This is a genomic window from Halopseudomonas sp. SMJS2, from assembly GCF_029866945.1.
In the GTDB taxonomy this organism is placed as follows: domain Bacteria; phylum Pseudomonadota; class Gammaproteobacteria; order Pseudomonadales; family Pseudomonadaceae; genus Halopseudomonas; species Halopseudomonas bauzanensis.
On the sequence record NZ_CP123445.1, the window covers coordinates 149800 to 175033 of the forward strand.

The 25234-nt window shown below is 62.5% G+C and carries 26 protein-coding genes and 1 pseudogene; 8 read left to right on the forward strand and 19 right to left on the reverse strand.

The features are described from left to right. Nucleotides 1–69: 69 nt before the first annotated feature. Nucleotides 70–843 (forward strand): class I SAM-dependent methyltransferase, encoded by a 774-nt coding sequence (locus QAO71_RS00675; protein ID WP_211242584.1) that lies wholly within the window; start codon nucleotides 70–72, stop codon nucleotides 841–843. 184 nt (nucleotides 844–1027) lie between these two features. On the opposite strand, the gene QAO71_RS00680 is transcribed toward QAO71_RS00675, so the two are convergent. From QAO71_RS00680 to QAO71_RS00710, 7 genes are all read right to left on the reverse strand, one after another. Next, entirely contained in the window at nucleotides 1028–1894 is an 867-nt protein-coding gene (locus QAO71_RS00680; protein ID WP_074779150.1) for a metallophosphoesterase, read from the reverse strand. A gap of 148 nt (nucleotides 1895–2042) precedes the next feature. Continuing rightward, nucleotides 2043–4028 carry a PhoX family phosphatase gene (locus tag QAO71_RS00685; RefSeq protein ID WP_280165027.1) on the reverse strand — a complete coding sequence of 662 codons (1986 nt, stop codon included), beginning with the start codon at nucleotides 4026–4028 and terminating at the stop codon, nucleotides 2043–2045. 10 nt (nucleotides 4029–4038) lie between these two features. Beyond that, on the reverse strand, nucleotides 4039–4851 hold the full coding sequence (locus QAO71_RS00690) for an energy transducer TonB (RefSeq protein WP_280165028.1): 813 nt from the start codon (nucleotides 4849–4851) through the stop codon (nucleotides 4039–4041). 3 nt (nucleotides 4852–4854) lie between these two features. Beyond that, nucleotides 4855–5295 (reverse strand): protein TolR, encoded by a 441-nt coding sequence (tolR, locus tag QAO71_RS00695; RefSeq protein WP_036991435.1) that lies wholly within the window; start codon nucleotides 5293–5295, stop codon nucleotides 4855–4857. A gap of 3 nt (nucleotides 5296–5298) precedes the next feature. Further along, nucleotides 5299–5988 (reverse strand): protein TolQ, encoded by a 690-nt coding sequence (gene tolQ / locus QAO71_RS00700; protein ID WP_280165029.1) that lies wholly within the window; start codon nucleotides 5986–5988, stop codon nucleotides 5299–5301. A gap of 14 nt (nucleotides 5989–6002) precedes the next feature. Further along, nucleotides 6003–7943, reverse strand: coding sequence for a phytase (locus QAO71_RS00705; protein ID WP_280165030.1), 1941 nt, complete (start codon nucleotides 7941–7943; stop codon nucleotides 6003–6005). A 69-nt stretch (nucleotides 7944–8012) separates the two neighbouring features. After that, on the reverse strand, nucleotides 8013–10538 hold the full coding sequence (locus QAO71_RS00710) for a TonB-dependent receptor (RefSeq protein WP_074779158.1): 2526 nt from the start codon (nucleotides 10536–10538) through the stop codon (nucleotides 8013–8015). A 314-nt stretch (nucleotides 10539–10852) separates the two neighbouring features. Between QAO71_RS00710 and QAO71_RS00715 the strand changes: the two genes are divergently transcribed. Then, nucleotides 10853–11770 carry a GGDEF domain-containing protein gene (locus QAO71_RS00715; RefSeq protein WP_280165031.1) on the forward strand — a complete coding sequence of 306 codons (918 nt, stop codon included), beginning with the start codon at nucleotides 10853–10855 and terminating at the stop codon, nucleotides 11768–11770. Further along, on the forward strand, nucleotides 11763–12809 hold the full coding sequence (locus QAO71_RS00720; RefSeq protein ID WP_280165032.1) for an AraC family transcriptional regulator: 1047 nt from the start codon (nucleotides 11763–11765) through the stop codon (nucleotides 12807–12809). Before QAO71_RS00715 ends, QAO71_RS00720 begins: the two co-directional genes overlap by 8 nt. Nucleotides 12810–12908: 99 nt before the next feature. On the opposite strand, the gene mtgA is transcribed toward QAO71_RS00720, so the two are convergent. Then, a complete protein-coding gene (mtgA, locus tag QAO71_RS00725) occupies nucleotides 12909–13661 on the reverse strand; it encodes a monofunctional biosynthetic peptidoglycan transglycosylase (protein WP_280165707.1) in 753 nt (250 codons plus the stop codon). Between the two features lie 88 nt (nucleotides 13662–13749). Here mtgA and QAO71_RS00730 point away from each other — a divergent pair, with 88 nt between their 5' ends. The 5 genes from QAO71_RS00730 (at nucleotide 13750) to QAO71_RS00750 (ending at nucleotide 17107) form a co-directional block, all read left to right on the forward strand. Then, complete coding sequence (locus QAO71_RS00730) at nucleotides 13750–14121, forward strand: DUF423 domain-containing protein (protein WP_036991425.1); 372 nt, start codon at nucleotides 13750–13752, stop codon at nucleotides 14119–14121. 88 nt (nucleotides 14122–14209) lie between these two features. Continuing rightward, nucleotides 14210–14410: a sulfur carrier protein ThiS gene (gene thiS / locus QAO71_RS00735; RefSeq protein ID WP_036991423.1), complete on the forward strand. Its 201-nt coding sequence runs from the start codon at nucleotides 14210–14212 to the stop codon at nucleotides 14408–14410. A 17-nt stretch (nucleotides 14411–14427) separates the two neighbouring features. Then, on the forward strand, nucleotides 14428–15228 hold the full coding sequence (locus tag QAO71_RS00740) for a thiazole synthase (protein ID WP_036991422.1): 801 nt from the start codon (nucleotides 14428–14430) through the stop codon (nucleotides 15226–15228). Then, entirely contained in the window at nucleotides 15221–15946 is a 726-nt protein-coding gene (gene trmB, locus QAO71_RS00745) for a tRNA (guanosine(46)-N7)-methyltransferase TrmB (protein WP_136868483.1), read from the forward strand. Before QAO71_RS00740 ends, trmB begins: the two co-directional genes overlap by 8 nt. Nucleotides 15947–16246: 300 nt before the next feature. After that, on the forward strand, nucleotides 16247–17107 hold the full coding sequence (locus QAO71_RS00750) for a crotonase/enoyl-CoA hydratase family protein (RefSeq protein WP_280165033.1): 861 nt from the start codon (nucleotides 16247–16249) through the stop codon (nucleotides 17105–17107). Here QAO71_RS00750 and QAO71_RS00755 read toward each other — a convergent pair whose 3' ends face one another. From QAO71_RS00755 to QAO71_RS00805, 11 genes and pseudogenes are all read right to left on the reverse strand, one after another. Continuing rightward, on the reverse strand, nucleotides 17108–17539 hold the full coding sequence (locus QAO71_RS00755) for a thioesterase family protein (protein WP_280165034.1): 432 nt from the start codon (nucleotides 17537–17539) through the stop codon (nucleotides 17108–17110). Between the two features lie 14 nt (nucleotides 17540–17553). Continuing rightward, nucleotides 17554–17706 (reverse strand): hypothetical protein, encoded by a 153-nt coding sequence (locus QAO71_RS00760; protein ID WP_280165035.1) that lies wholly within the window; start codon nucleotides 17704–17706, stop codon nucleotides 17554–17556. Continuing rightward, nucleotides 17703–18863: an iron-containing alcohol dehydrogenase gene (locus QAO71_RS00765; RefSeq protein WP_074779172.1), complete on the reverse strand. Its 1161-nt coding sequence runs from the start codon at nucleotides 18861–18863 to the stop codon at nucleotides 17703–17705. The genes QAO71_RS00760 and QAO71_RS00765 overlap by 4 nt, the downstream gene beginning before the upstream one ends. Nucleotides 18864–19088: 225 nt before the next feature. Beyond that, the gene (hemW, locus tag QAO71_RS00770) at nucleotides 19089–20225 is read right to left on the reverse strand and encodes a radical SAM family heme chaperone HemW (protein WP_280165036.1); all 1137 of its coding nucleotides are present in this window, start codon (nucleotides 20223–20225) and stop codon (nucleotides 19089–19091) included. After that, nucleotides 20222–20824 (reverse strand): RdgB/HAM1 family non-canonical purine NTP pyrophosphatase, encoded by a 603-nt coding sequence (rdgB, locus tag QAO71_RS00775; protein ID WP_036991409.1) that lies wholly within the window; start codon nucleotides 20822–20824, stop codon nucleotides 20222–20224. The genes hemW and rdgB overlap by 4 nt, the downstream gene beginning before the upstream one ends. Continuing rightward, nucleotides 20817–21266, reverse strand: a complete 450-nt coding sequence (locus tag QAO71_RS00780; RefSeq protein WP_074779176.1) for a DUF4426 domain-containing protein — start codon at nucleotides 21264–21266, stop codon at nucleotides 20817–20819. Before QAO71_RS00780 ends, rdgB begins: the two co-directional genes overlap by 8 nt. Before the next feature lie 12 nt (nucleotides 21267–21278). Beyond that, entirely contained in the window at nucleotides 21279–21869 is a 591-nt protein-coding gene (metW, locus tag QAO71_RS00785) for a methionine biosynthesis protein MetW (protein WP_036992029.1), read from the reverse strand. 2 nt (nucleotides 21870–21871) lie between these two features. Continuing rightward, complete coding sequence (locus QAO71_RS00790; protein WP_036991407.1) at nucleotides 21872–23014, reverse strand: homoserine O-acetyltransferase; 1143 nt, start codon at nucleotides 23012–23014, stop codon at nucleotides 21872–21874. 45 nt (nucleotides 23015–23059) lie between these two features. Then, nucleotides 23060–23650 carry a YggT family protein gene (locus QAO71_RS00795; RefSeq protein ID WP_036991406.1) on the reverse strand — a complete coding sequence of 197 codons (591 nt, stop codon included), beginning with the start codon at nucleotides 23648–23650 and terminating at the stop codon, nucleotides 23060–23062. Between the two features lie 9 nt (nucleotides 23651–23659). After that, on the reverse strand, nucleotides 23660–24478 hold the full coding sequence (gene proC, locus QAO71_RS00800; RefSeq protein WP_036991405.1) for a pyrroline-5-carboxylate reductase: 819 nt from the start codon (nucleotides 24476–24478) through the stop codon (nucleotides 23660–23662). Continuing rightward, nucleotides 24475–25181, reverse strand: a pseudogene (locus tag QAO71_RS00805) (YggS family pyridoxal phosphate-dependent enzyme). The gene proC and the pseudogene QAO71_RS00805 overlap by 4 nt, the downstream one beginning before the upstream one ends. Between the last annotated feature and the right edge of the window lie 53 nt (nucleotides 25182–25234).

Genomic DNA, 25234 nt, shown 5'->3' on the forward strand with positions numbered 1-25234 from the left:
CAGCCGGACGGAATCGCTTTGCTGCAGCCGATCAGGCATGCTGACAGGCATCTGTAACCGGAGCGGACTGTGTTTAACGATTTATCCATTGACGATCAGTTTGATGAACTGGGCATGAACCTCGATGTACCCTTCGTACCGACCCATGAAAGTGTGGTGAAAGCCATGCTGGAGCTGGGCGCGGTAGGTGCCGATGATGTGCTCTATGACCTCGGCTCGGGCGATGGCCGTATCCCGGTGGCTGCCGCCCAGGAACGCGGTGCCCAGGCAGTGGGCGTGGAAATCGACTCTGGACGCGTGGCATTGGCGCAGGCCTACGCCGCGCAGATGGGCGTCGAGAATAGCGTCTGCTTCATTCAGGATGATCTATTCGAGGTCGACTTCACCCCGGCCACCGTCGTGACCATGTACCTGCTGCACACGGTCAACCTGCAACTGCGCCCACGTCTGCTCAACGAGCTGCGCCCCGGCACCCGCGTCGTCTCCCACACTTTCGACATGGGCGACTGGAAACCGGACGGACGGGTCTCGTTCAAGGGCGATGGCATCTTTCTCTGGGTGATACCGGCCCAGATCGCCGGCGAATGGCACTGGCAGAGCAGCGACGGTACCCGCTATCGGGTCGAATTGCAGCAGCGCTACCAGAAACTGATTGGCGAACTCTGGATCAACGACGAGCTGGCCGAGCTGGAAACTGCCCTGCTCTGGGGCGACTTGCTGGAGTTGATTATTCAGGACGATCAGAACTACGAAGCGCAGTCGATCGTGATGCATTGTCAGGATGATCAGTTGGTCGTGGTAAGTGAGAACCAGAAGGGCGCGGTGGCGCGGCGAGCAAGGTAGTCACCGAGCTGGAGAATTCATCGATACCAAGCCTGGTCAAGTAGCGGCTGCCGACCGGGGCATTCTTCCGCACAACTGCGGGCCGGGATGAAGCCCGGCCCGCAGTTGTGCATTGCTGGTGGTTGGCCGACACAGCGCCGGGGCGTTACACCCCGAGCTTTTGCTCCCCTCCCAGGCGTTTCGCTTATCGCTTCAGACTGAACCGGTAATCATGCCGCTCCAACGGCCCATCTAGTCCTACCTGGTAGGTATCCACAACGACCTGATCATCATCCATCACCGTCAGTACGCGGAACATCGGGACGTGGTGGTCTTCGTCCGGGATCTTGGTGCGTTCCAGTGCCGGGATGTGCAGGTGGTGCACGCCGTCAATCTGCTTGGAATGCTCGCTGCGCTCCAGGTCCATGTGCAGGTCGCCGGAAATCATGGCAATCAGATTGGGTTGGGCGCTGACCTCGGCAAAGCCGGGGTGGTGGATGCCCTTGTCGGCGTTTTCTGGAAAGGTGCCGGCGGGGGCGCCATGTACTACCAGCAACACGGGTTTGGGATGCAACTGCTGGATCTGCTGTTTAACCCAGGCAACACCCTCGTCATCGAACTCACGACCTTCGTCCGGTGAAGCCATGACCAGTGCCAGTTGCTCGAACTCCTTGATGTAGCTGGGGCCTTCGATTTCGACCTTGCCTTCATTCCAGAGTTGGACGTAGTGCATATAACGCTCGACGGTGGAGCCGTGTTCCTCGTTGCCCATGATCGGATAGAACGGCAGAGTCAGGCGCTGCAGTACCGGCGTGACGGCTTCATATTGCAGCTCGGTGCCCTTGTGGGCGATGTCGCCGACACCGATGACAAAATCCAGATCCAGGGTGTCGGTCAGATGATTGACGTGGCCGACGGCGGCGGCCAGACCGGGGAATTCGGCCTTGGGCTTGGGTTCGGCGTCACCGAGAATGGCAAAACGCAGTACCGGCTCGGCGGCGCTGGTCAGGGCCGGAGCCAGGGCGGCGCTTGCCAGTAGCAGGCAGGTGGGTAACAGGGTGCGGAGTTTCATGCTGGTTCCTTGTTCAAGTGGTAGTACGGTGTTTTGGCTGGGCCGTTCATCGAGCCTGATCGCGGCCCGTAGTGCTCGACGTTCCCGAAGGTGTTCCTGGGAGGGTGGAGCACCAGCTCGACCAATCGGTGCTGGGTACAGGGCCGGATCAACTGCCGATCACCTTGCCTTGGTCATGGGTAATGACCACGGTGGTGGAGCGCGGTCGGCTGTGGCCGTCGCTGGCGGGGTAGCTGATGCCGGGGTGCTGGACGTTGATCCACAGGGTGCGGTAGTCGGGTGTCCAGGTGATGCCGGTGATTTCGCCGCCCCGCGGGCCGACCAGGAAGCGGCGTACTTCCCTGGTTTGCGGATCGGCGCAGAGCAACTGGTTGCAACCGGTGTTGACGGTGTGGGCGGCTTCGTCGTCCGAGTCGGTCTGGATCCACAGGCGGCCGGCACCATCGAAGGCCAGGCCGTCCGGTGAGGAGAAGATGTCGCCTTGGATATTGCCGATCAGGTTATCCGGCAACGGCTGACCATCGGCATCCAGCGCACCGGGCTGCTCGCCGGCGAGCAGGAACACATCCCACTCGAAGGTGGTGGCGGTGGGGTCGGCATGGGCCTCGCGCCAGCGCACGATCTGGCCATGCTGGTTGTTGGCGCGTGGGTTGGCGGCATCCACCGGGAAGCGGCTGCCGCGATCGCGGTTATTGGTCAGGGTGACGTAGACCTCACGGCTGTCAGGGTGCACGGCGACCCATTCCGGGCGATCCATCGGTGTGGCGCCGAGTATGTCAGCGGCGCCGCGAGCGTTGAGCAGCACGGCCTGCTGGTCGGCAAAGCCGTTATCCTCGGTCAGGCCGTTCTGGCCCCAGATCAGCGGTAGCCAGTGCCCGTGGCCATCCTCATCGAAGCGCGCGGCATACAAGGTGCCGCTGTCCAGCAGGTGGCGGCTGGCACTGGGGTTAATGGCGTCATGGCGGCCATCGGGTACAAACTTCCACACATATTCGCCCCGGGCATCGTCACCGGAATACACTGCCATACGGCCATCGTCGCCCAGCGAGACCACCGAGCATTCGCGGCCCAGGCGGCCCATGGCGGTGCGCTTGATGGGTTTGCTGTCCGGGTCAAAGGGGTCGATTTCCACTACCCAGCCAAAGCGGTTGGGCTCGTTCACATGACCCTGATATTCCGCTGCGGGGTCAGGGGTGGCGTCAAAGCGCGGGTCCACCGACTCCCAGGCGTAATAGGCGCTGTGCTGGCCCTGGCCGATGCCGTAGCGCTGGTGCGTCGGTCTGGTCGCATGGTCGGCGGCGTCGCGGTTGACGAAGTAATTATGAAAGTTCTCTTCGCAGGTCAGGTAGGTGCCCCAGGGCGTCACGCCCATGGAGCAGTTGTTCAGGGTGCCGAGTACCTCGGTGCCGCTGGGGTCGCTGGCGGTACGCATGCGCAGGTCGCCGGCCAGCGGGCCGCCGATGGCCATGGGCGTCATGGCACTGATGCGCCGATGCAGGCGCGAGCCGGCTACCCGTTGCCACTGGCCTTCGGCATCGCGGCGAATTTCCAGCACGCTGACGCCGTGAGCAGCCTGCTCCTTGCGCACCGGATCCACCGGGCGCTGGCGCCGACCATCCGCCAAGTGAGTGAACGTCAGACCATCGGGGTGCAATGTCGGGTTGATGTACTCGTGATTGATGACCAGCAAACCATGCTCGTTGGGCGCATCCTCGAAGGGGAAGAAGTGCATGCCGTCGTGGTTGTCGCCGGCCTGCAGCAGCTGGGCCTGCCAATCCTGGCTGGCATCGTCCAGCCAGGCCGGGGCGTTATCCAGCACTGCATCGCCCCAGCTGAAGAAGGGCCGGGCGCTGTAACCCTCGGCGACCAGTACCTGATCGAAGTCCGCAGCGGTCTGCGCCGCCACGCCGGTAAAGCCCAGCAGCGGGGCGCTGCCTGGGGTGCCTGGGCTGCGCTGGCAACCGAGCAGACCACCGCCAAACAGGCCGATAGCAGCCAGTGCCAGACCGCCCTTGAGTACCTGGCGGCGGCTGCGGTTGATGATGGTGTCCAGATCGGCCGCCTGGCTCGGGTTGAGGCGACGGTCGTCTACCGCAGCGAGGTCGGTGTGGTAATGCTGATGGTCCTGTCTCATGTTCTGTCCGTCATTGGATGCGATAGCGGAAGGTGTTGCTGACGCCGGGTACGTCCACCGGCTGGCCGTTGACCAGGCGTGGCTGGTAACGGAAGCTGTTGGCGGCGTTCAGCGAGGGGCGTTCGAACGTCGGGTCGTCACAGGCACCTTCGACGACCTGCGGGTCCTTTACCCGGCCCTCGCGGGTTACCGTGTAGCGCACCGTGCAGTCACCTTCGACGCCGCGGTCCAGGGCCCGGCGCGGATAGGATGGCGGCTTCTTGCTGATGGGCTGGTACTGGGCAATGGCCGCGGCTTCAGCGGCGCGGCGGGCAGCTTCGGCGTCGGCCAGCGCGCGGGCTTCGGCCTCGGCGGCCTGCCGTTGTTGCTCGGCTCGTGCCTGTTGTTCGGCCTGCTCGCGTTGCTGCTGTTCCCAGGCCAACTGCTGCTGGCGTTCCTGTTCCCGCTGCAGTTCCTGTTGACGCTGTTCCGCCAGCCGTTGTTGCTTTTTCTGCTCTAGCTGCTGCTCTTCCAGTCGCTTGCGGGCTATCTCGGCCTGATCCACCTGGGGCTCGACGGGTGTGGGTGGTTCGGCTTGCACTACCGGCTCGGGCGGCGGCTCGGGTATCAGCTCCGGTTCCGGTGCGGGCGTGGGCAGGGCTACCAGTTGGGTAATCATCACCGTCTGTGGCGCACTGGCCGGTGCTTCGGGTGACCAACTGCTGTACAGCGCCCAGGCCGCTACACCGTGCAGCAGCACGGTGGCCGTTGCCGGTAGCAACCAACTGCCGATACGGCTGCTCGGTTGCTGGGGGCGGGGGCTGGTCTGAATCAACTCATTCATGCCTCAGGGTGCCTCGGTAATCAGGCCCAGGCGGGTGATGCCGCCCTGTTGCAGCGCGGCCATGCCTTCGATCACCAGGCCGTAGTCGGCATGGCGGTCGGCACGGATAAACACCTGGGTGTCGGGTTTGGCAGCGACCAGCGCGGTGATGCGCTGACGCATCTCCTCCAGCGAACTGCTGCTGTCGCTGTACTGCTCGGTATTGACCGTGTCGCCTTCGTTCCAGTGGTAATGCCCCTGATCATCGATGGACAAGGTGACAATATTGAGCGGGTCATCGGTGGCCAGTGCCTCGCTGGCAACCTTCGGCAGCTCGATCTGGATGCCCTGGGTGAGCATCGGCGCGGTGACCATGAAGATCACCAGCAGCACCAGCATCACGTCGATATAGGGCACCACGTTCATTTCTGCGTTGGGCCGCAGTTTTCTCCGGGCCGGACGCATGACTTATTGCTCCGCCCGGCTGTGCAGGCGCCGGTGCAGCAGGGTGGAGAACTGCTCGGCGAAGGTGTAATAACGGCTGATCAGCCCTTCGCTGCGGGCGGCGAAGCGGTTATAGGCGATCACCGCTGGAATGGCGGCGAACAGGCCGATGGCGGTGGCAATCAGCGCTTCGGCGATACCGGGGGCTACCGCTGAGAGGGTAGCCTGCTCGGACTGCGACAGGCCGATAAAGGAGTTCATGATGCCCCATACGGTGCCGAACAGGCCGATATAGGGGCTGACCGAGCCGACCGTGGCGAGGAACGGCAGGTTCTTTTCCAGACGCTCTTCTTCCTGCGAAATGGCCACGCGCATGGCGCGTTGCACACCTTCCATCACCGCGTCCGGATCGCTCTGCTGCGCGCGCATATGGGCGAATTCGCTGTAGCCGGCGTGGAACACGCCTTCCACGCCGGGGCTGTCGGGTTGCTGTTGCTGGTACAGCTGCTGAAGATCGGTGTCTTTCGACCAGAAGCTGCGCTCGAAGCGCGTCAGCGAGCGCTTGGCGGTGCCCATCAGGCTGCTGCGTTGGATGATCAGGAACCAGGAGATCAGCGAGGCGAGTACCAGGATCAGCATCACCCCTTGCACCAGCAGGCTGGCTTCGGCGACCAGCGTCCAGGGCGACATGCTATGGGTTGTGGATGTGGGCATGAGTGGGTTCTCCATCAATCGAGTTGCAAGGCGCTGGCGATGCTCTGCCAGGGCACGAATTTGTAGTTCTGATTACCTTCGGGCATGCGTTTGCGCCCGTCCTGCACCATCAGCATGCCCAGGCTCCATTGCCCGCCGAGGTTGGCCGAAGTCACTTCCAGGCCGTCGGTTTCCGAGACGCCATCGATACCCAGCTGGCTGTTCAGACCGATGCGGAAGCTGCCGCGCAGCTGATAGGGCGGCTCGGCATCGACCACCACATAGCTGTCGTTGCCCTGGCTGGAGATCACCAGATAGGGGTGCTCGGGGTGCTGATAGATGGCCAGGCCTTCAATATCGGCTTCGATCGGGCCATCGGTGCTGATCACTCGGGTCATCTCGGTGGAGGCGTTCTCGCCGGCGTCCAGCGCCCACACTGCTTTGCCTTCCTCGCCGATAAACAGCCGCTGGCGCTGGTCATCAACCACGCAGCCTTCGGGCTGGGTGGCGACGGCAAACTCACGTACCAGGGTGCCGTTGAGCTCGCCCTGCCTGCCGTCCAGGCGGTATTGCACAAAACGCCCGTCCTTGTCGTTGGCAATGGCGTACATGACACCGTCACTGCTCTGGCCCATGCAGAAGCCGTAGATTTCATCCAGCGCGGTGGTGATCTGGCCCAGTTCGCTTAACTGGCCGTTGGCGGGATCGATGGCAAATACATGCAGGCTGTTGTGGTCGCGATTGCTGGCTACCGCCAGATCGACCCGTTGCTCACCGAGCTGGAAACCCTGGCGCACATCGACGTTATTCAGACGGCCCAACGGCAGATACTGCAGCTGTGCACCGTTGAGGTCGTACACTGCCAGGCCATTGCGTTTGTCCGTGCCCAGCACCCGGGAGGCAGCTGGATCGCTGGGGTGCAGCCAGATGGCCGGGTCATCGGCGGCGTCGCCGGGGCTGGGGATCGGGTCGGTTTCTACCGTAGGCAGCACTACCGGCACCTTGGCAGCGGCGGGCAGGGCGCTGACCGGCCAATCGATTCGGCTCTGGTAGAGATTGCCGTCGTCGCCATCGACCAGCAGCAACTGATTCTGGCCGTTGGCGCTGTGTGCGGCGATGCGTTCGGGCTCGACGGTGCCCGCCAGCGCGACCGGCTCCAGGCTATCCCAGCCGTTTTCGGTCAGGCGATAACGATGCAGTTGCCGGGCGTCGGCGTCCAGAGCCAGCAGGCCGCCGGGTACTGCAGCCAGGCCCGCAACCATCTCCTGAATTTCGCCGAAGGGTTCGACCATATCCACCGGCTGACGGCTCTGTTCAGCCTCGGGATGCGCGCCATAAGCCCAGATGCCGACGCTTTCCTCGCTGACATACAGCAGGTGTTGCTGGTCATCCACCGCGCAATGTTCGCTTTCCGGCGGCAGGCGCAGGCTGCGTACATGGGCGGCGGTATCGAGCAGCAAGCCTGGGTTGCCGACCAGCCACTGATCGCCCATGCCTTCCTCACCAATGACAAACAGGTGCAGGTTCTGGGACTCGTCCTGATACAGGCAGAGATTCTCGATGCGGTAGGTCGTGGCCGGCAGCTCCAGCTGCTGATGCACCTGCAGGTCCGCCGCTGCGGCGCGCAACAGGGTCGGTTGCTGGCTGCTGGCCTGGGTCGTTGCGATCACCAGTTCAGCGTTGTGCTGGCGGGTATCCAGGCTGTAGAAGTTGCCGGGGTGCCGGGCCAGGCGGTCACCGCTGGCATCCAATAACCAGAGGCCTTCGGCATCGGCGGCGAGGCGCTGATCGTTGGCCAGCAGTTGCCAGGATTCGGCCCGCGCGGCATGGCTCGGCTGCCAGTGTTGCAGTTCCACCGGATTCGCCATGCTGGCGCTGTCGACGGTGGGCGTCACGCTGGAGTCGGCGTTGGAGCAACCCAGTAGCAGGCTGGATAAGGCCAGCGCGGCGAGGGGCTTGAGAGGATATCGCGGCATGAAAAGTGTCCGTACTGAATAAGAGTCGGGGGTACGGCGGCGGGCAGGTGCCCGCCACCGCTGGTCGGATCAGAAGTGCGTGAGGGTCAGGCCGATCTTGTAGCTGGGGCCGTATTCCTCGTATTGGGCGTTGTAGCGGCGCTTACCGGTGTACACGTAGTAGGATTCGTCGGTCAGGTTCTGCGCTTCGAAGAACACCTGCAGGTTGTCGCGCAGGAAGTAGCCAGCGCTGAAGTCGACAAACAGCTGGTCGTCCACCTTGTAGTCGTAACGGGCGTCGAGCACGTCGCCGACCTCGTCCAGATAGTTGGATTTGTAGTTGGTGGACAGGCGCAGGCTGAGCTTGTCGTTCTCCCAGCCGACAGTCAGGTTGCCGGTCACATCCGACTGGCCGGGCAGGCGGATGCTGCGGCTGCGCATGGCACCCAGGTCCGGGTCGAACTGTTCGATGTCGGCATCGGACTTGGTGAAGGTGGTGTTGGCGTTCAGCAACAGGCCATTCCACGGTGACGGCAGCCAGCTGAACTTCTGCGAGTAGGCCAGCTCCAGGCCGTAGACCGTGGCGCTGTCGCCATTGATCGAGGTGATCGCCTCGCTGAAGCCGGCGTATGCACCCGTGCCGGCCACGTCGGCGGTATAGATGAAATTGTCGATGTCCTTGTAGAACACGAAGGCCGAGACCGCGCCGGCGCGCCCCATATAGTGCTCGATGCCCAGGTCGAAGTTGCTCGACTCCAGCGGCTTGAGATCGGGGTTGCCGAACTCGGCTTCGTCGCCATCCAGCACAAAGCCGGGGAACATCTGGCCGAAGGTCGGGCGTACCACGCTGTTGGTCCAGGCGGCGCGGATTTGTGTTTGGTCGTTGAGCTGGTAGATGGCATGCAGGCCGGGCAGCCAGTGGTCATAGTCATTGCTGGTGTTGTTGGCAACGAAATCACCCTGATCCAGACCGGTACCGCGGGCCTTGATGCTGGTGTCTTCATAACGCAGACCGGCGATGATGCGCAGGTCATCGATATCCAGAGTGTTCATGATGTAGACGGCGTTGATGTCTTCTTCGATGGTGAAGTCATTGATGCGCGATTCTTCTTCATCATAGAAGTCAGCTCGGTTCAGGCCGCTGATCAGATCCTTCACCGCGCGGTCGGAAATGCGCGGTCCGAAACGGCCCAGCCCGTAATCGGTGGTGCCCCGGCTGAACTGCGACAGATTTAATTGCGCGTCGCTGAAACCCAATTCATCGAAGTCTTCAAAGACCCAGATGTCGAGGTCATTGTCTTTCTCCCGACGGCTGAGCTTGCCACCGAAGGCCAATTGCGAGGGCATGCCGCTCAGAGAGAAGTCGCGGGTCAGATCGAGCTTGATATTCTTCTCGGTGTCGGTGGTTTTCTGTTTTTCCCATTCCACCTCGGTCAGGCTGAAATGGGTGGCGTCGTACAGATCCTGCCCGGCGCGCAGGCGCGGTTTGCGGGTACCGCTGTAACCAACGTTGCTGAAATCGTCATCCGCTTCGAAAGCGGCGGTGCCGATGCCGCCCGGGCTGTCTTCGCCCGCCTTGCTGTAACCGGCCTGGGCGCTGACACCCCAGTCGCCGAGCTGGCGCTTGCCGCCGAACACGAAACTCTTCACTTCCTGGGTTTCTTCCCGGGCCTTGAGCTCGCGGGCGACTTCCGCCTCGCCCAATTCACCAGGCAGCTGTGGGTCGCCAAACGTGGTGACCAAGCCTTGACGTACTTCATCATCCTTGTAACGGCTATACAGGCTGCGGAACCAGACTTCGCTGTGTTCGTCCGGGCGGTAATCCAGGTTCAGACCCAGGCCGGTGCGCTCACGGGTGATGTCATAGCGGCGCTGTTCGATCTCTTCCAGCCGAGCACCGTCATCAAAGTCCCAGGCACCGCCGGTTTCCACGTTGTCCGAACCGAATTTGCGCTCCTGCCAGCTCAGGGCAGCGGCGACACCGAAGTTATCCACGCCGTCGCCAATGCTGAAGCGATTGCTGAAGGCGCCGGACAGCTTGGGGCTGTTCTTGCTGGTGTTTTCATCATGACTGCCTTCGGCGCTGAGGCTGTAGAACAGACCGTCATGGTCGAAGGCTGACAGGCTTTCCACTTCGATGGTGCCACCCAGGGAGTTGGCATCCATGTCCGGCGTCAGCGTCTTGACCACTGACAGCGATTGCACCAGCTCGCTCGGCAACACGTCCATGGCTACCGCGCGGCGATCATCCTCCGGCGCAGGCACCAGAGTGCCGTTGATGGTCACGCTGTTCAGGTCCGAGCCCAGCCCGCGCACCCGCACAAAACGGCCTTCACCCTGGTCGCGCTCGACCGACAGGCCGGGAACGCGTTGCAGCGCCTCGGCAGCGTTGTCGTCGGGCAACTGGCCGATGGCGTCGGCGTGCACCACGCTCTTGATGGTATTGGCGCGGCGCTGGTCATCCAGGGCCTGCTCCAGTTGGGCAGCCTGGCCGATCACATCGACCACTTCGGGTTGCTGCGCCTGCGCGGCCAGCGGTGTGCTTACGGCGATAGCCAGCGCCAGGGCGCTGAGGCGAAACCCGGGGCTCCGGGCGGTAGCGAGTTGCACAGACATTGTTCTTCCCCTGAAATGTGCGGCCGTTGGCGGGGCCGTTGTGGGGGGAACGTTAGGCACGCCTGATGACAGTTATGTGACTATATAGCGCCGATAAGCCGCTAAAAGCCGGGATTGGCACGACAAATGACCTATATTGAGCTGATTTGACTCGCCTGGAGTCACACTGCCGCCCGGTGGCGTGTAATCGCCGCCATACAGGTATGCATTTGATATGGATAAGCTGACAACGCCATGAGCTGATATGACTCCCGCGTTGCCACCGGATTGTCACATCCAGCTGCTTAGCTGGCCGGCAGTAAGGAGAATTGCTTATGACATCCATGCTTGCGATGCATCGTTTCAAGCTCACCGGCCTGCTGATCACGGCGAACACCGGCCTGTTGCTGCATCTGCTGGCCGGTGAGATCAAGCCGGTGGCCGACTGGGACTGGCTGGATATCGCCGGGGAAGGGGGCTCGGCCCTATTGCTGCTTACCTGGCTTGGCCTGCTGCTCAAGAGCCGACCGGCCGGCTATGTGACCAATCTGCTGTTCATGGGGCTGGCCTGCCTGTTCTTCAGTCTGTTCATGGATACTGTTGACGAATTCGTGGCATTACCCGACGCCGTGACCTGGGATGGCTGGCTGGAATCGGGCCCCATGCCCATTGGCTTCATCCTCATGACCCTCGGCATCTTCCACTGGCATCAGGAACAGCTGGCAATCAACGAGCAGATGCGCAACCGCGAGCGGGTGTTTCGGGAACATCGCCAGTTCGACAAGCTGACCCCGCTGGGAGATGCCAATTATCTGCGGGCACAACTACAGCTGACACTGGCGGATGCGGCGGCGCAGCAGCAGCCAGTGTCGCTGATCATGCTGGATATGAACGCCTTCTCCCGGGTCAATCGCGAATACGGGTACGCCGAAGGAGACAGGTTGCTGCAGGTGCTGACGCAACTCATGCTGCTCAATCTGCGTACACATGATCTGCTTTGCCGGCTGGCGGGCGATCGCTTTGTGATCATCCTGCCGCATACCGGCGAGCGCCAGGCCCAGATATTGGCTGAGGAGCTTGAACAGGCGGTGCGCAGCCTGGCTTACAAGAGCCGTGCCCAGGGCGAACGTCTGGAGCTGTCAGCCAGCGTGGTTGCGCTGATGGCCCGTGATGAGGATCCGGCGACCCTGCTGGAGCGGATGAACATAACCATGGCCCGGGCCAAGCAGAACCTGACGGTGCGCTATGGTTAGGACAGAGCGCAGCGACCGCTGGCTGGAGTGCACTACGCGCTTCATCCCGGCGCACTATCAGCCTGCCAGCCTGATTGATCTGGCGCTGGGCCGGGGAGTGAATGCCCACCGTTTGTTACAGGGCACCGGGCTGTTCCATGAGGATATTCTCACCGGTAATCGGCTGATCAGTCCGCAGCAGTTCCTGCGTATGATCGAGAATCTGCAGCAGCAACTGCAGGCTGATGACACCAGCTTTCTGCTGGGTCAGCAGTGGTTGCCCGGGCACTACGGCGCGGCCAGTCACGCCTTGAGTCATGCGGCTGATCTACAGGATGCGCTGGAGCGGCTGGTGCGATTACAGCCCCTGCTCTGGCCGCTGCTGCGGCTGCGGCTGCGGGTGGATGAGCGCTACATCTGGCTGGATTGGGGTGACAGCTTTGGCGCTGACGACCAGAGCATATTTCTGGTCGAGGCCAGCATGGCCGCAGTGACCGGCATGAGCCAATGGCTGTCGGGGCAGCGTCTGCCCTGGACCTTTCATCTGGCCCACGCGCAGCCGCGCCATATCGAGCAGTATTGGGTGCACCTGGGAGAAGAGCTACGCTTTGCCAGCCCGCTGAACCAGATGTGCCTGCCACGCAGCTGTCTGCATCACCCCTGGGCCAGCGCCTCGGTTACCGCCGGGCAGGTGGCCGAACAGGAAGGGTTGAAGATGCTGATGGCGCTGCCTGCTACCTGCAGTCTGCTGGATGGCCTGCATGATCATCTGGTGGCACAGGTGCGACAGCCGCTGCGGCTGGAAGGCGTGGCTGAGACCTTCGGCATGAGCCCGGCCACGCTCAAGCGCAAGCTACAGAAGCACGGCACCGGTTTTCAGCAGCAACTGGATCATGCTCGCGCCCGTGTAGCCATGGAGCTGTATCAAAGTCGCGGCTACTCCAGCGACGAAGTTGCCGACTACCTCAACTTCAATGACCGGGCCAACTTCCGCCGATCCCTACGCCGCTGGACCGGCTTGTTGCCCAGTGAGTTGGGTAATTGGCTGGCGCGGTATTAGCGGGCACCTTCGCAAAGAGTCTCCTGCGAATAAAGCTGCCTAACGAACCTCGCGGGCCGCCCGTCATGTTGCAAGCCTGAGCTATCTACGGCATCGCTATTACTTGTTCAGTTGCTGCTGCCAGTGGCTCAGGGTCAGCCATTGCGGCCAATCTCCTCCGGCTTCCATCTGTCGTAGATAATGGGCGCCGCCCAATTGCCGGGACTGTTGCCGGATCCATCGGCTGCGCTGCAGCGCATGGGGCGGTGGGCTGGCGGCGCTCCAGCGGCGCGGGTTGGGCAGTACGGCGGCCAGCTGAGCGGCCTGCTGGTCGGACAATACGCCAGCGGCTATCCCAAAGTGATGCTGCGCTGCGGCGCTGATACCGAACACGCCCTCATCCCACTCGACGATATTCAGATACACCTCGAGGATCCGCTGTTTGGGCCAGAGCGTTTCGATGGCCAGGGTGAACCAGGATTCGAGGCCTTTGCGCAGCCAGCTGCGATCGGACCAGAGAAACAGGTTTTTCGCCACCTGCTGACTCAGAGTGCTGGCCCCGCGCAGACTGCCGCCGCGCTGGTTATGCTCAATCGCGGCCTGGATGGCCCTGATATCGAAGCCGTGATGCTCGGCGAAACGCTGGTCTTCGGCGGCGATCACCGCCATCTTGATGTTATCGGGGATGGCGCGGTAGGGCAGCCAGCGCTTCTGGAAGTCCACCTGTCGGTCGTCACTGCGGGTTTCGACCCAGCGCTCGAGCATCAGCATCGAGCCAGGCACCGGCACCCAGCGAAACAGGAGTACCGGGAGCAGGCTCAATAACAGGAGAATCAGCAGCCATTTGGCGGTTTTGCGCAAATCGTCTTCAATGGGTTGGCTCGTCTGCCGGCAACAGCGGTGGTATCGGGTGGTATAGAATGTGTCGCAGTATAAACCCATCGAGCCGGAGTCTTCATTGATGGCCAAGATCCTGTTGTTGCTGGCCTCGCTCAGCGGCTTTACCGGTGTGGCGTTGGGCGCCTTCGCCGCGCACGCCTTGCGCAGTCGTCTGCCGGAAAACATGCTGGGTGTATTTGAGACCGGGGTGCAGTATCAGTTATGGCACACGGCAGCGCTGATCGGCGTGGCGTTGCTGCTGCTGCGCTGGCCCGAGAGCCTGCTGTTCAAGACCTCCGGAGCACTGTTCGTGGTGGGTATTCTGTTGTTCTCCGGCAGCCTGTACCTGATGGCGCTCGGTGGTCTGCGGCTGGGTATTGTCACGCCGGTCGGCGGGGTGTGTTTTCTCGCGGCCTGGGTGTGCTTTGGGCTGGGGGTCTGGCGCTCGCTGTGAGTGCGCTCGCGGTGCCCCAACAATAGGCAGACCGGGCTGTTTCACGCTATCATGCCCAGCCTGATTCCTGAATTCATCGAGTTGTTCCATGCAGATCCAACTGAATGGCGAAGCCCATCCTCTCGATTCCTCCATCAGCCTGGCCGAACTGGTCGAGCGCCTGGGATTGACCGGCAAGCGACTGGCCGTCGAGCTGAATCTGGAGATCGTGCCGCGTAGCCAGTATGCCGACACACGTCTGAACGACGGTGACCGGGTCGAAATCGTTCACGCCATTGGCGGCGGCTAGCCGCAGCGGAGATACCCATGACAGATATGCAGCAAGATGCGCTGGAAATTGCCGGCGTTCGTTACCGTTCCCGTCTTCTGGTCGGCACCGGAAAGTATAAGGATATGGACGAAACGCGGGATGCAATCGAAGCCTCGGGCGCGGAGATCGTCACGGTGGCCGTCCGCCGAACCAATATCGGCCAGAACCCCGGCGAGGCCAACCTGCTGGATGTCATCCCACCGGATCGCTACACCATCCTGCCCAATACCGCGGGCTGTTTCACCGCTGAAGACGCCGTGCGCACCTGCCGCCTGGCCCGCGAGCTGCTGGACGGGCGCAATCTGGTCAAGCTGGAAGTCCTGGCCGATCAGAAGACCCTGTTCCCCAACGTGGTGGAAACCATCAAGGCCGCTGAAGTGCTGGTCAAGGATGGTTTTGATGTCATGGTCTACACCAGTGATGACCCGATCATTGCCCGCCAGTTGGCCGAGATCGGCTGCGTTGCAGTGATGCCGCTGGCCGGGCTGATCGGCTCCGGTCTGGGTATCTGCAATCCCTATAACCTGCGCATCATCCTCGAAGAAGCAACCGTGCCGATTCTGGTCGATGCCGGTGTCGGTACCGCATCGGATGCCACCATCGCCATGGAGCTGGGCTGCGCCGGTGTGCTGATGAACACGGCTATCGCCGGTGCTCAGAAGCCGGTGCTGATGGCCGAGGCAATGAAACACGCAGTGCTGGCTGGTCGCGGCGCTTATCTGGCTGGCCGCATGCCGCGTCGTCTGTATGCCGCGGCCTCTTCACCCTGGGAAGGTACCTTTGTCGGAAATGAATGACGTGAACGAGAATCAGCAGCCCGAGCAGCCAGAAGACGGCCAGCCGCGGCGCGCCATTCGCAGTTTCGTGATGCGGGCGGGGCGCATGACCGAAGGCCAGCAGCGGGGCGTGGAAAAGGGCTGGCCGCTGTTCGGTCTGAGCCTGGCCGACGGCCTGCTGGATCTTGACCAGGTATTCGGTCGGCAGGCGCCGCGCACTCTGGAAATTGGCTTCGGTATGGGGCACTCCCTGTTGGAGATGGCCCAGGCGGCGCCTGAGCAGGACTTCATCGGTATTGAAGTGCATCGCCCTGGTGTGGGTGCGTTGCTCAACGGCGTGCTCAATGCCGGCCTGGAAAATGTCCGGGTATATGACTGCGACGCCATCGAAGTGCTGAACCAGGCCATCCCCGACGGTAGCCTCGACCGGTTGCTGCTGTTCTTCCCCGACCCCTGGCACAAGAAAAAGCACAACAAGCGGCGCATCGTGCAGCCGGCCTTCGCCGAGCTGGTGCGACGCAAGCTGCGCATCGGCGGTGTGCTGCATATGGCCACCGACTGGGAGCATTACGCCGAACAGATGCTCGAGGTCATGAGCGTTGCGCCGGGCTACCGCAACCAGGCAGCCGACGGCACCTTCATCCCGCGCCCGGATGAGCGCCCGATCACCAAATTCGAGAAGCGCGGTGAGCGGCTTGGACATGGTGTGTGGGATCTGAAGTTCGAGCGAATCGATTGATTCTATGGAGGGGCGAGTTCCACCTCGCCCACTGTCGCCGCACGAATTATCGCTGACGGGAGTGAAATCCGGCCTTCCGGGACGCTGTTCCCGGGAGGTTCGAGCACCAGCTCGTACCTGGGAGTGGCAGGATACGCTGATGTGGTGTTCGGGCTTTATTCATCGAGCTGGTGCTCGACGTTCCCAGGGGTTTATCTGCTCTGCCTATGGTCCTACATAGCGGTCACCAAGAGTAATGGCCGCAGATGGCCCAGCTACCTACACTGGCTCCCATCCAGAACAATTATCTGCGGAGTCACCATGCAATTTGAAACCCTCGATTATCAAGTACAGGATGGCATCCTCACCCTGACCCTCAACCGGCCCGACCGGATGAACGCCTTCAATGGCCCCATGCGGCGTGAGCTGCTCGCCGCCTTTGATGCAGCGGTCGCCGATGATGCGGTACGGGTAATCATAATGACCGGCGCCGGCCGCGCTTTCTGCGCGGGTGCCGACCTGGAGAAGGGCGGTGATACCTTCAACCGCCACACCCGTACCGATCAGCCGGAAGGCGCGGATCTGCGCGATGGCGGTGGTACCGTGTCGCTGCGTATCTACGAGTGCACCAAGCCGGTGATCGGTGCCTTCAACGGCGCGGCGGTAGGTGTCGGCGTAACCATGACCTTGCCGATGGATATCCGTCTGGCCTCGACCAACGCCAAGTTTGGCTTCGTCTTCGCTCGTCGGGGTATCACCATGGAGGCCTGTTCCAGCTGGTTCCTGCCGCGCCTTGTCGGCCCCATGCAGGCCGCTGAGTGGATCCATACCGGCCGGGTATTCAGCGCCGAGGAAGCGCTCAAGGGCGGGCTGGTCCGCAGTATCCACGAACCGGATGAGCTGCTGCCGGCGGCCTACGAGCTGGCCCGGGAGATTGCGGATAATACTTCGCCCATGTCAGCGCTGCTCAACCGGCAGCTGATGTGGCGGATGCTTGGCGCTGACCACCCGATGGAAGCGCACAAGGTCGACTCCCGGGCGATTGCCTTCATGGGCGAATCGGAGGATGCGAAGGAAGGTGTGCGTTCTTTCCTGGAAAAGCGTGCCCCCGAATTCAAGCTCAGCACCAGCCAGGACCGGCCCGAGTTCTTCCCCTGGTGGGAAGAGCGTCCGTTCAAGTGATCAGCTGAGCAGCAAGCGTTCCAGCGCCGCGCGCGGCCCCGGTGGGATCGGGCAGGCGCGGTTGCTGGCGCGTTCGACAAATACATGCACGAAGCGCCCGGCGGCGCAGGCTTCGGCCGTTCCCTCCTTGAACAGGGCCAGTTCGTAGTGCACTGAACTGTTGCCCAGCTTGGCCACACGTACACCAATCTCGATCGGCTCGGGAAAGGCCACCGGCGCGAAGTAATCGCAGCCGGAACTCACCACAAAAGCCACCTGCTCCCCGTCATGGATATTCAGCCCGCCCTCATTGATCAGCCAGCTGTTCACTGCGCTGTCGAAGAACGCGTAATAGGTGACGTTGTTGATATGGCCATAGATGTCGTTGTCGTGCCAGCGGGTGGTGATCGGGTGCAGGTAGGGATAATCGGTGCGTTGGGGTTTGGTGGTCATGCTGAGTGTCTCGATTAAATGGAGGGCCGGTCGCGGCCCGGCCGGGTTCCATCCCGGCTAGTGGGGTTGATGTCACGCACGCGGGTACTGGGTGCGTCGAGCACCAGCTCGATGCGCGGAGTAGCCAGCGCACGCTCCCAGAAACCCCCGCTAATGCGTTTAATCAATACGCCTGCCGATAGATCGCCAGGGCATCCGCCTCGGTGACCTCGCGCGGGTTGTTCACCAGCAACCGCTGCTGCAGCATCGCCTCGCTGGCCAGCAGCTCCAGGCTGCTTTCCGGCACGCCGGCATCACGCAGCCGGCTGGGCAGGTTGCAGCGGGGGCTGAGCTGCGAGAGGGCGGTAATCAACTGGTCGGTCAGGCTCGCGGCGTCACCCGGCTGGCAATCCGGCACCAGCAGCGGCGCCAGTTCGGCGTACAGGGACTCGGTCGCGGGAGCATTGAAGGCAACCACGCTGGGCAGCACCAGAGCATTGGATAGGCCATGGGGAATATGGAAATGCCCGCCCAGCGGATAGGCCAGCGCATGCACTGCGGCCACCGGGGCATTGGCAAAGGCTTGGCCGGCCAACAACGAGCCCAGCATCATGGCCTGACGGGCGTCACGATTGCTACCGTTGTGCACCGCCTCGTCCAGGTTATTCGCCAGCAGGCGCAGGGCTTTGCGCGCCAACATGTCGGACAGCGGATTCTTCTTCAGCTTGCTGGTATAGGCCTCGATGGCATGCACCATGGCGTCAATGCCGGTGGCGGCGGTAACCGCCGGCGGCAGTCCGAGAGTCAGTTCGGCATCCAGCACTGCCAGATCCGGCAGCAGCAGCGGCGAGACTACCCCGGATTTGGTGGTTTCGCCGGTAGTGATAATGGCAATCTGAGTGACCTCCGAGCCGGTACCCGCGGTGGTCGGTACCTGGATCAGCGGTAGTCGCTGACCCCGTGCGTTATCCACACCATAGATCTCGTTCAGGCTTTGGGAAGTATGCGGATGGGCCAGCAGGGCGACCAGCTTGGCCACGTCCATCGAGCTGCCGCCACCAAAACCGATGATCAGTTGCGCATTCATCGCCTGCGCCTGGTGCACGGCGGCGAAAACCACTTCCTCCGGCGGATCGGCCACTACCTGATCGAACACCTCCACGCTCATGCCGGTATCGGCGAAGCCTGGCAGCACATCGCCCAGCAGGCCCAGTTGGGTGATGCCGGGGTCGGTAACGATCAATACCCGCTGCGCGTCCCGCTCCCGGCACAGTTGCGCAAGGCGGCTGGCGGCGCCGGTTTCGCAGAGGATGCGGGCGGTGGTGGCGAAGCTGAAGGATGACATGGGCACCTCGTGGTCGCGGACAATGGTTTGATGAGCAACCACTGTAGGAGCATGGGCGCGAGGCGGCAAGCGTAGGCGGGACACATTGGAGGTTGTGAATACTTGCCTATGGCCGGGACCGCGATGCCGCATGGCGTACTCCGAACGCCGACCGGGGTGCTACACCCCGGATCAGTGCCACCCGCGATGGTCGTGGTTCGCGGGCGGATGAGGTTGGCGCAGGCCCTAGAGAAACATTTCCAGCAAATCGTTGAGGAACAGTCGGCCTTGCGCGGTGGGGCGCAGGTGTTGCTGCCACGGCTCCAGCAGGCCGCGTTCCACGGCGCGATCCAGCAGCGGAGCGATATCGGCGAGGGGCTGGCCGGTGCGCTCTGGATACGAGGCGCTGGGCACGCCATCGACCAGGCGCAGGGCATTCATCAGGAAGTCGAAGGGAATCTCTGCAGCGCTGAGGATCTTGTTGCCGGCGCGATAAGCCTTGTCTGAATTCAGATAATCCTTCGGCTGGCGGGTCTTCCAGTAGCGCTCGATGCGGCCATCGGCATGGGTGAATTTGCCATGGGCGCCGGCGCCGATGCCAAGGAAATCACCGTACTGCCAGTAATTGAGGTTGTGCCGGGCGCGGCGGTTATCCCGTGCGTAGGCGGAGATTTCATACTGGGCGTAGCCGGTCTCGGCCAGTCGAGTCTGCCCGGCTTCCTGGATATCCCACAGCACATCATCTTCCGGCAGGGTCGGCGGCCTGGAGTAGAACACGGTGTTGGGTTCGAGCGTCAGCTGATACCAGGACAGGTGTTCTGGCCCCAATGCAATGGCTTGCTCGATATCAGCCAGTGCCTGCGCCAGGGTTTGCTGCGGCAGCCCATGCATCAAGTCCAGATTGAGATTGTCGAAGCCGGCGCGGCGGGCCATATCGACCGCCGCCAGCGCCTCGCGGTCGTCATGGATGCGGCCCAGCGCCTTGAGATGCGTTGGATTGAAGCTCTGGATGCCGATGGACAGGCGGTTGATCCCGGCGGCGCGGTAATCGTGGAACTTGGCCTGCTCGAAGGTGCCCGGGTTGGCCTCCAGGGTGATCTCGATATCATCGGCAAAGCGCAGCCGTTGCTGCATGGCTTCCAGCAGCCGGCCAAGGCTGGCGGCGGAGAACAGGCTTGGCGTACCGCCGCCGAAGAAGATCGATACCAGTTCGCGCCCGCCGGTGTCCGGCAGATCCTGCTCCAGATCGGCGATCAGCGCATCGATATAGGCGTCTTCCGGCAGGCCGCCCTGGTGGGTGTGCGAGTTGAAATCGCAGTACGGGCACTTGCGCACGCACCAGGGGATGTGGACGTACGCAGCCAGCGGCGGCAGTGAAATCACGCCAGCCCCAACCGTTGACGCAGCAGCACCATTGCCCGGGCGCGGTGGCTCAGCTGGTTCTTCTGTTCGGCGGGCAGTTCGGCGCTGGAGACGCCCAGTTCCGGCACCAGGAACAGTGGGTCGTAGCCGAAGCCGTGTTCGCCCTTGGCGGCATGCAGAATGCGGCCTTCCCAGGCGCCTTCGCAGATGATCGGCACCGGGTCGTCGGCATGGCGCACCAGTGCCAGCGCGCAGATAAAACGCGCGCCGCGCTGGTCATCCGGTACGTTCTTCAGCGCGTCCAGCAGTTTGGCATTGTTCGCAGCATCGCCCTGGCCGTCGGCATAGCGGGCCGAGTAGATGCCCGGTGCGCCGCCCAGCGCATCCACTGCCAGCCCGGAGTCGTCAGCCAGCGCGGGCAGACCGGAAGCGCGGGCGGCATGGCGGGCCTTGATAATGGCGTTCTCGATGAAGCTCAGGCCGGTTTCTTCGGCTTCCTCACTGATGAACTGGCTCTGCGGCAACACCTCGATATGCGCGCCAAGCATGGCCTGCAGCTCCTTGAGCTTGCCGGCATTGTTGCTGGCCAGCACCAGCCGGCTGAAAGTGACCTCACTCATCGGGATGGAACTCCTGCTGGAAACGCAGGGTATGCACCGGCGCGCCTTCCTCGGCCTGTACGCGCACCTCGAACTGCAACAACCCGCGTTGGCCAGCGCTGTAGTTGGCAACGAAGTAGACGGCGTCCTGCTCCTGAATACGCATGAACTTGAGCGGGGTGGTCTGCTGCAGCAAGTTCTTCACCGAGCCTTCGACCCGGGCGTCCACCGCCTCAGGCCCATCGGCACCGTTGCGCTGCACGGCGATATTCACTACGCCTTGCCGGGGGCCGCGCTGCAGACCGGCAGCGGCGGCGATCTCAGGCTGCAGATAGGAGCTGTTGAAGGTGTTGTGATAGATCAGCAGGTCGCCGAAGCGCTGCGGGCTCTGCGCTGGGCCCGACTGGGCGGCGGCGGTGGCGGCGGCGAGCATCAGCAGGCCGGCGAACAGGATGCGTTTCATGAAGTCTCCTTGTCAGCGGGTGACACGGTAAATGGCGACCTCGCCGAGCAGGTTGGGCCACATGGCGCTCAACATGCTGCTGCGATGGGTCTGATCCACCACCAGACGATCAAGGATGCGTACCGAGCGCTCGTGACACAGCTTCTCGAAGTCCTTGAAGGTGCAGAAGTGGATGTTGGGTGTGTTGTACCAAGTGTACGGCATGAACTCGGATACCGGCATGCGACCCTTGGTCCCCAGGTACAGGCGGCAGCGCCAATGACCGAAGTTGGGGAAGGTGAGGATTGCCTCGCGGCCGATGCGCAGCATGTCCTCGAGGATGCGGTCGGGGTAGTGCACCGCCTGCAGGGCCTGGGTCATGACCACGGTATCGAAGCTGTGGTCCTCGAAATTGTCCAGGTCCTGGTCGAGGTCTTTCTCGATGACATTCACGCCCTTGCCGATGCAGGCATTGATGTTGTCCGGGTCGATTTCCAGGCCGTAGCCACGCACCTGCCGGTTGTCCTGCAAATAGTGCAGCAGCTCGCCCTCACCACAGCCGAGGTCCAGTACCCGGCTGCCGGGCTGGATCCAGTTCTGGATGATCTGCAGATCTGCGCGCAGGGTCATGCGTCCACCTCGATACGGTTCATATAGCTGCTCAATGCCTGGATATAGCGGGGAATCGGTAGCAGGAAGGCGTCATGGCCCTGGGCGGCGTCGATTTCCAGATAGCTGACGTCCTTGCGGGCGGCCAGCAGTGCGTTGGCCAGCTCCCGCGAGCGCGCCGGGGCGAAGCGCCAGTCGGTGCTGAAGGAAATCACCAGGCTGCGAGCGGTGACCGGCGCCAGCGCCTTGGCCAGGTCATCGCCATGGGCACGAGCCGGGTCGTAATAGTCCAGCGCCTTGGTCATCAGCAGATAGGTGTTGGCATCGAAGCGCTCGGAGAACTCCTGGCCCTGATAGCGCAGATAGCTCTCGACCTGGAACTCGACGCTGCTGATATCGTAATTCAGCCGCTCGCTGCGCAGTTCGCGGCCGAATTTCTGGCCCATGGCGTCATCGGACAGGTAGGTGATATGCCCGACCATCCGCGCCAGGCCGAGGCCGCGCTTGGGGATCACGCCGAAGGCAGCATAATCGCCACCATGGAAATCCGGATCGGTGATGATCGCCTGCCGCGCTACCTCATTGAAGGCGATATTCTGCGCCGACAGCTTGGAGGCGGTGGCAATGGCCACGCAATGGCGCAGCCGATCAGGGTAGTGGATAGCCCACTGCAGCGCCTGCATGCCACCAAGACTGCCGCCCACCACCGCAGCCCAGCACTGGACCCCGAGATGATCGGCCAGGCGCGCCTGACTGTTGACCCAATCCTCGACCACGATCATCGGGAACCGCCCGCCATAGCTCTTGCCGGTCTCGGGATCGATACTGGACGGGCCGGTGGAGCCATGGCAGCCGCCCAGGTTGTTCAGGCTGACGACAAAAAAGCGGTTGGTATCGATGGCCTTGCCGGGGCCGATGCAGGCATCCCACCAGCCCGGCTTGCGGTCATCTTCGCTGTGATAACCGGCGGCATGGTGATGCCCGGACAGCGCATGGCAAATCAACACCGCATTGCTGCGGCTGGCATTCAGCTGGCCATAGGTCTCGTAGACCAGCTCGTACTGCGGCAGGCTCCGTCCGCACGCCAGCGCCAGGGGCTCGGTAGAGATATGGCGCTGCGGCGAAACCAGGCCGACGGAATCAGCAGGGAATCTGGACATGGGTGTTTCTACTTTCCTGTATCAGTGGAGCTGGTAGCGCTGAACTCAGAGCGCCAGCGTGAGCCCTCGTGGCATACCCGTGGCCATGGCCAGGTTGGTTACTACCAGCATATCCAGCAGATTCAGCGCGATGAAAGCGAAGATCGGCGACAGGTCCAGCCCGCCCAGGGACGGCAGGAACCGGCGGATCGGTGCCAGCACCGGCTCGCACAGCTGGTACACCAGCACTGCGGCAGGGTTATGGCTGTGCGGTGCGACCCAGGACAATATCACGCTGATGATCAGGGCGAAGAAGAAGATCTTCAGGAACAGTGCGGTGATGCCTACCAGCGACCAGACCAGCAGCTGCAATATGGCCGGCAGGGCATAGCCCATCAGCTTGATGATGATCGCCATCACCACCAGCTGCACGATCAGCGCCAGTACCAAGGAGGCGAAGTCGATTCCGGCGAAGCCCGGAATCACGCGCCGCAGCGGGCGCAGTATCGGTTGGGTAGCGCGCACGATGAACTGCGAGAGGGGGTTATAGAAGTCGGCGCGCACCAGCTGCAAGATGAAGCGCAGCAGTACGATCAGCAGATACAGGCTGCCGAGCGTCTGCACTATATAAATGGCAGCCATGTTCATTCCGGTCATGATGTCTCCTCAGGCGAATTCTTTTGATAGTTCGGCGGAGCGTGCAGCGGCTGCCTGCATCGCACGGGCTACCATGCCGGGCAGGTCATCCCGGCTGAAGCTGTTGATGGCCTGCTCGGTAGTGCCGTTGGGCGAGCAGACGCGGCGGCGCAGTTCGGCGGTATCCACATCGCTGTGCACGGCCATGTCGGCGGCGCCCAGGGCTGTGAACAGGGTCAGGCGCTCGGCGATGTCGCGGGGCAGCCCGAGCTGTTCGCCGGCATTGGTCATGGCTTCCATCAGATAGAAGAAGTACGCCGGGCCGCTACCGGAAACCGCGGTGACCGCATCGATCTGCTCTTCCTGGTCCAGCCACAGGCTGATGCCCACCGCGTTCATGATCTTCTCGGTCAGTTGTTTCTGTTCGGCGGACACCGCAGCCGAGGCGAACAGACCGCTGACACCCTGGCCGCGCAGGGACGGGGTATTGGGCATGCAGCGAATGATGGCGGTGTCGGCGCCCAGCCATTCGGCCAGACTGCGGCAGGCGATACCGGCAGCAATCGAGATCACCAGCTGGCCAGGCTTGCGCTGGCTCGGCAGTGCCCGGCAGACCGCCTGCATGATCTGCGGCTTGACCGCCAGCACCAGCACATCGCAATCGCGGGCCAACTGATCGTTATCGGTTGAGGTCTGGATGCCGAACTGGCGGCTGAGCTTGTCCAACTGCTCGGCATTGCGGTCGCTGGCCAGGATCTGGCCGGGCTTGAAGCTCTGCTGCAGCATACCGCCGATCAGGCTGGTGGCCATATTGCCGGCGCCAATGAATCCGATGGTCGGAGCGGTCATCTGAAATCATCCTTCGAAAGGGGAGTGGAATAGTCGCGGGCACCGAACAGGGCGCTGCCGATGCGGACAATGGTGGCGCCTTCCTGCACCGCTTCGGTGAGGTCGTCGCTCATACCCATCGACAGGGTATCCAGCGGCAGGTCCAGGCTGGCCATGGTTTCACGCAGAGCCTGCAACGGCGCGCGCGCCCGGCGCTATCACTGGCCGGGGCGGGGATGGCCATCAGTCCGCGCAGCTGCAGATTCGGTAGCGCCGCAACGGCATTGGCCAACTGCGGCAGCTCGGCCAGGGTGACGCCGGATTTGCTGGCCTCGCCACTGATGTTGACCTGCAGGCAGATATTCAGCGGCGGCAACTGTGCCGGGCGCTGCTCTGACAGCCGCTGGGCGATTTTCAGCCGGTCGACACTGTGCACCCAGTCGAAATGTTCGGCGATGGCGCGGGTCTTGTTCGACTGGATGGGGCCGATGAAATGCCAAACCAGCGGCAGGTCCTGCAACTGGTCGATCTTGTCGAGGGCTTCCTGCAGGTAGTTTTCACCGATATGGGTCAGTCCGGCAGCCCAGGCATCGCGAATTGCGCTGGCTGGTCGGGTCTTGCTCACGGCCATCAGGGTAATGCTCTGCGGGTCGCGCTCAATAGTGTGCGCTGCACGCGAAATGCGTTCACGAACGTTTGCAATATTGTCTGCTATCGTGGACATTACGGACGTTATTTACCTTGCCAATGGAATTGACCTGCCCGCCATTCTACATG